The sequence below is a fragment of the Streptomyces sp. NPDC006879 genome, assembly GCF_042869595.1.
Taxonomy (GTDB): domain Bacteria; phylum Actinomycetota; class Actinomycetes; order Streptomycetales; family Streptomycetaceae; genus Streptomyces.
Genome location: NZ_JBIAGC010000087.1, coordinates 1 through 5,277, shown reverse-complemented (window position 1 = coordinate 5,277; position 5,277 = coordinate 1). Strand labels below are relative to the sequence as shown.

Below are 5,277 nucleotides of genomic sequence, written 5' to 3'. Positions count from 1 at the left end.
CAGATCCAGTACCGCCCACACCTGATCGACGGCTGCCTCGCCGGCACAGACCTGATCATGGACGGCTGACCGACAACACGAATTCAAGTTCAGTATCGCGACTTCAACCTCAGTGACCGACATCACGAATTCAAGTTCAGTAGCGGCGGCGTTCAGCGATGAGCGCGGTGACATCGTCGTTGGTCGTCTCTGGTATCTCGTCCAGGTGCTGCAGCAGGTTGTTCCGCTGTTCGTGGCCGGAGCCCGCGACGTGGGCGTGCGTGCAGGCTGCTCCTCCCCCGGCGAGTAGCAGTCGGTGCGGGAGGCCGCACCAGGTGTCGAAGCTGGTGGTGATCGCCGACCACAGGTACCAGACGTCGTCAGGCTGACGGTGCTCTGCGAGCAGGAGCGCGGCGATTTCGATGGTGTGGCTGAAGCCCGAGCAGTGGCGGTGGAACTGTGTTTCCTGGTCCAGCAGGAAGTACGCGAAGTCGTGGTCTACCGGTCCGGGGGCGAGGATGAGCGCTTCCTGGATGCCCCTGCGGTCCTTCCACCTCCGGTCCAAGGGCAGGCCGGTCTCGTCCTGGGCTGCTTCGAACCGCAGGAGGTCCCAGTGCTCGGGGTCCTCGGCCCACCAGGTGGCGCTGAGGGTGTTGTCGTCGGCTTCGTGTGCCTGGGCGGCGGTCACGCGTGAGCTCCCGGTGGGGTCGTCGCGGCAGCGCGCTCCAGGACTGGGTACACCGTGGCCCGGCTGACGGAGAACAGTTCGGCGAGGTCGGTGATGGAGTGCTGTTCGACCAGGTGGGCCTGCTGTCGAGCCATCAGCTTGGGCTTCTTACCCTTCAGCTTGCCCTTCGCCCTGGCTGCGGCCATGCCCTCCCGGGTGCGCAGGCGTAGGAGGTCGACGTCGAACTCGGCAAGGATGTTGAAGAGCATCTTGCCCATGGGGTCGGCCGGGTCGTAGAGGCTGCCGCCGAGGGAGAGCTTGACGTCGCGGGTGACGAGGGAGTCGGCGGCGAGAGCCTGGTCGAGGCCCGGGCTGGTTGCGGTGAGTGCCGGTCAGGATCTCGCGCTGGGCGGCGAGGTCCTGGTCGTCGGTCGAGCAGCGGGCGTAGCCCGTGAGGAGTCCGGTCACAGCCGAGGAGTGTACGGATGGCTTGGCCCCCGCTGACCATACAAATCACCGGACACCCTAGATGACACGCCGGCCGCCGTGGTCGGCCACTCTCACCGCCCGTGTCCGAAGTAGCCTGCACTGCAATGAGCCTCCGCCAACTTGAAGTTGCAGGTCAAAGGGCTGGTGTGGCCGGTTCTCGGGGCGCTCATGCTGGTCGTGGGGAACCACGGCGAAGATCATCCGTCAGCGGTTGACTTCGAGGTTCGTCAGGACGAGCAGGGCTCGCAGGAGCTGGGTGGCGCGGGCGGGGTCGGTGCGGAGCTTGGTGAGGATCCGCCAGTTCTTGAGGTGGGCGAAGCCGTGCTCGACCGGCGCGCGTCCGACGGCGAGGACGCGGTTGGCTTCCTTCTCGCCTGGGGTGAGCTTGTGGGTGCGGCTGGCGGCGTAGCCGGTGACGATCACGGGGTCGAGGATGTCGTTGTCAAGGCCGCGGAAGCCGAGGTCGGCCAGAGCCCCGAGGCCGGCCGCGCGCAGGTGGGCCAGGATGTGGTCGTGGCGGGCGGCGGTGTTGTCGTGGGTGCGGCCAGGCCGCGCGGCGGATATCCAGATCAGGCGCCCGTCCTCGTCGGTCAGGGCGAGGAAGTGCAGGCCATGAGTGCGGTGCTTACCGGAGTAGTTCCGCCGGTCGGCGCTGCCTGTACGGCGCTGGGCGCGGATGAGGGTGCCGTCGATCAGGACCACCTCCCCGCCCTGCTTCGCGATCTTCCGCAGGGCGCGGTCCAGGCGCGGGGCCTGGGCGGCGAGCAGGGTGATCAGCTCATCGCGCCAGCGGCGGACGGTGGACTCGGACACGCCGTTTCCGCCTGCCATGTCGGCCAGGCGCTGGTCGTGACGCAGGACGGCCAGGACAATCACTGCGATCTTCCCGAGCGGCAGGATCCGCCACCTGGAGCGAATCATCTTCAGATGACGCCGTAGCAGGTCGGCGAGGTGGTTGACGGTGCGCGTGGACAGCGGCAGACGGCACTGAAAGACAAGCGGGCAGGTGTCCTCGGCGCGCTCTTTGGTATTCGTCACACAATTCCAACGGCCGCCGGGGGCAACCGGGTATCGCCCGTGCCGGCCCGCTCCGAGTGACGGCGCTGCTGGTCACAGGCGGGTGGTGAACCGACCGTCGGGCTGTTTGCGGAGCCAGCCGCGGTCAACGAGCCTGACCAGCTTGCCGCGTAGCGGTTCCAACTTGGCCTTCACGCTGATGTCCACCCCCACTGCCTCGCCGACCTCGCGGGCCATGACCGGTCTGCCGGCCCGCTGCACGGCGGTGATGATGCGCTGGTAGTCCCGCGGCAGCGTGTCCTCCTCCTGGCCCGGCTCGCGGTGCGGGATCAGCATCACCGCCTGGCCGCCCACCTGCCCCGGCATCGGCCTGGCGGAGGCGCGTTCCTCGGCGAGCTGCCCGGCTATCCGCTCAAGAACGCTTTCGGCGACGGCGAGTTCGTCCCGTTCGGCGCGCACTTCCGCCAGCTGTTCTTCGAGTTCGTCCAGTTCATCACGCCGCGCGGTGATCCGTTTCAGCAGCTCGGGATCCAGCATGCACCGGATCGTAGAGGGCCGTCCGGCCCCGGCGGGCAGGAACTGGAGTGCTCGCCGCTCCAGGGCTGGGAACGGAGCCATAGCGCCGGCGCTCGGCCTTGCCGCGGCGTAGTTCACGGTCTCGTCGATGCCCTTGCACTGGGTACCGTGCAGTCCGGCGGCGAGTGCGGGTTCCTCGGGTGGGGCGGCGGGATCCGGCGCGCGGGGCTGTCTGGGGCGCGGGTCCAGGGCCGTCCGCCGCCCCGTCCAGATCCCGCTCAGGTGGCGTGTTCGCGGTGCCGGTACGCCCCCGTGGCGTGGCGTGTATCTCTCGTGGGGCCGGGCCCGTTCGTGGAAGGGGCCCGGCCTTGTCGCGGGGTGGGGTGGGTGTCAGCTGAAGACGACGGAGCGCAGGCGCAGGCGGTCGCCGAGCCTCTTGCCGGGGGGCATCACGTAGAAGACGTCGCCGTTGCAGTCCGCGTCGAGGAAGACGGTGGCGCTGGAGTCGGTGAAGTTCCGCGGTGCGAAGGCGGGCAGGTTGTCGTCGTCCGTTTCGGGGATGTTGATGCAGACGTTGCTGTCGGGGTTGGGGAGGGTACCGCGCAGGTTGAGGCCGTTGAGGCCGACGTAGGTGTAGAGGAACTCGCCGTTGGCGGCCGCGGCGGGGGATGCGGGCAGGGCCGCGGAGAGCAGGAGGGCGCCGAGAGCGGCGGCCACGGTGTTGCGCAAGCGCATGGGATGGTCCTTCTCTGAAAGGGAGGACGTGCTGTCAGCACCCCTTTCCCTGCCCGGGACCGCCCCAGTTGCGTCTCCGCCTGCAGGAAGGTTTCACCTTCACCCGTTTGGACCTGCACTAATCCGCCGAGGGTTCGACATCACGAGACGTACCTCAAGAACCGACAGCCGACCGCTGGCAAACGATCTGCACAACAGACAACCGCCCCTGACCAGCACGAGTACCCGGAAGACCGATCACACCAGCTCTTTGACCTGCAACTTCAAGTTGGCGAAGGCTCAATGCGGTCGATGTGGCCGTAGGCGTACGCGACGCGGGCTTCGGGACTGCGGATGGACTGCCGGACGGTCGGCGAGCACCCCGCAGAGTGTCTTGTGCGGGCAGCTAGCGCTAGGCGAATCCAACCCCGGTTCGCCGATGGCGACCTCGATCAGCTCCGGTCCCGACTCAGGCTGCAACATCTGCGGAACTTGCAGTCCGCAGGTAGCTGTAGACGCCGCGATGTTTGGCCTCCGCGATGCTCTCGCGCTGACGTTCGAACTCGGCGAACGCGCCCATGACCGACAGCAGTTGCGCCGTCGCGGACGAACATCGGCAACTCGTCGAGCCTCGCCGGGCGGTGTCTTTCCCGGACACCTTGTCCGAGAACACGCGCTCGACGTCGATCCCGTCGAGCTGCCGGACGGTGTTGAGGTACACCCCAACACCACTCTCTTACCGGAGACGAGAGCCTCGGACACGGCGTACCTACTGGGCATCACGCGAGGCACCGTCTGCGTATACCGCGTCAGCGAACCGGATCATCTCCTGTGGGAGGATCTTCGCCAGCACCGGCAGAGGCGTCAGCCACGACCCCCGTGAAAAAGCCTCCCCCAACAAGTGACTGGCCTGCGGCAGGCCGACTTCCGCCGCCACCCTGGTCAGCGCCTGCGCCTGCTGGTACGGGTCGGTGATGGTGCGGGCGATGCGCTCGGCATCGGTGGCCAGTCCACGGGCCCGTGCGTGGTCTCCACCCGCGGCCACCACCCCCGCCACCCTGGTCAGCGCCTGCGCCTGCTGGTACGGGTCGGTGATGGTGCAGGCGATGCGCTCGGCATCGGTGGCCAGTTCACGGGCCCGTGCGTGGTCTCCACTCGCGGCCACCACCTCCGCCACCCCGATCAGCGCCCGTGCCTGCAGGTACGGCCCGTCGATGCTCCGGACGATGCACTCGGCCCCTGCGTGGTCTCCACTCGCGGCCACCACCTCCGCCACCCCGATCAGCGCCTGCGCCTGCTGGTACGGGTCGGTGATGGTGCGGACGATGCGCTCGGCATCGGTGGCCAGTTCACGGGCCCGTGCGTGGTCTCCACCCGCGGCCACCACCCCCGCCACCCCGATCAGCGCCTGCGCCTGCTGGTACGGCCCGTCGATGGTGCGGACGATGCGCTCGGCATCGGTGGCCAGTCCACGGGCCCGTGCGTGGTCTCCACCCGCGGCCACCACCCCCGCCACCCCGATCAGCGCCCGTGCCTGCAGGTACGGCCCGTCGATGCTCCGGACGATACGCTCGGCATCGGTGGCCAGTTCACGGGCCCGTGCGTGGTCTCCACCCGCGGCCACCACCCCCGCCACCCCGATCAGCGCCTGCACCAGCTGGTACGGCTCGGTGAGGCCGGGGCGTGTCAGTAACTCCGTGTAAGTCCTTGGGGTTTACTTGAGGGTAATGCGGTCCTGGAAGTAGATCGAGAACGCGTTCAGCGCGGCCTTCCAGTGCGGCGCGACGTGCGTCTTGCTGCGGGTCTTCGGTTCGATCAGCTCGCGTATCGCCAGGTAGAGCACCTTGACCGCGGCCTGTTCCGTCGGGAAGTGGCCGCGGTTTCGGGTGACTTTC

Annotated in this window: 7 protein-coding genes and 1 pseudogene; all 8 read right to left on the bottom strand. The window is 68.2% G+C overall.

Annotation, left to right across the window (positions count from 1 at the left end; all coding sequences use genetic code 11):
* Positions 1-136: 136 nt before the first annotated feature.
* Entirely contained in the window at positions 137-667 is a 531-nt protein-coding gene (locus tag ACFYMC_RS29485; RefSeq protein ID WP_388531146.1) for a hypothetical protein, read from the bottom strand.
* Entirely contained in the window at positions 664-924 is a 261-nt protein-coding gene (locus ACFYMC_RS29480; protein ID WP_388531144.1) for a hypothetical protein, read from the bottom strand. The genes ACFYMC_RS29485 and ACFYMC_RS29480 overlap by 4 nt, the downstream gene beginning before the upstream one ends.
* 415 nt (positions 925-1,339) lie before the next feature.
* Positions 1,340-2,173, bottom strand: coding sequence for a transposase family protein (locus ACFYMC_RS29475; protein ID WP_388531141.1), 834 nt, complete (start codon positions 2,171-2,173; stop codon positions 1,340-1,342).
* 72 nt (positions 2,174-2,245) lie between these two features.
* Complete coding sequence (locus ACFYMC_RS29470) at positions 2,246-2,689, bottom strand: hypothetical protein (protein WP_388531138.1); 444 nt, start codon at positions 2,687-2,689, stop codon at positions 2,246-2,248.
* 369 nt (positions 2,690-3,058) lie between these two features.
* The gene (locus ACFYMC_RS29465; RefSeq protein WP_388531135.1) at positions 3,059-3,403 is read right to left on the bottom strand and encodes a hypothetical protein; all 345 of its coding nucleotides are present in this window, start codon (positions 3,401-3,403) and stop codon (positions 3,059-3,061) included.
* Between the two features lie 448 nt (positions 3,404-3,851).
* Complete coding sequence (locus ACFYMC_RS29460) at positions 3,852-4,103, bottom strand: hypothetical protein (RefSeq protein ID WP_388531132.1); 252 nt, start codon at positions 4,101-4,103, stop codon at positions 3,852-3,854.
* Between the two features lie 48 nt (positions 4,104-4,151).
* Positions 4,152-5,036 (bottom strand): hypothetical protein, encoded by an 885-nt coding sequence (locus tag ACFYMC_RS29455; protein WP_388531129.1) that lies wholly within the window; start codon positions 5,034-5,036, stop codon positions 4,152-4,154.
* 60 nt (positions 5,037-5,096) lie between these two features.
* A pseudogene (locus ACFYMC_RS29450) lies at positions 5,097-5,277 on the bottom strand (IS256 family transposase); the annotation flags it as partial.

Excerpts from the sequence above, each read along its gene's own strand:
- ACFYMC_RS29470 (WP_388531138.1), bottom strand. The coding sequence starts at position 2,689 with ATGCTGGATCCCGAGCTGCTGAAACGGATCACCGCGCGGCGTGATGAA.
- ACFYMC_RS29480 (WP_388531144.1), bottom strand. The coding sequence starts at position 924 with ATGGGCAAGATGCTCTTCAACATCCTTGCCGAGTTCGACGTCGACCTC.
- ACFYMC_RS29465 (WP_388531135.1), bottom strand. The coding sequence starts at position 3,403 with ATGCGCTTGCGCAACACCGTGGCCGCCGCTCTCGGCGCCCTCCTGCTC.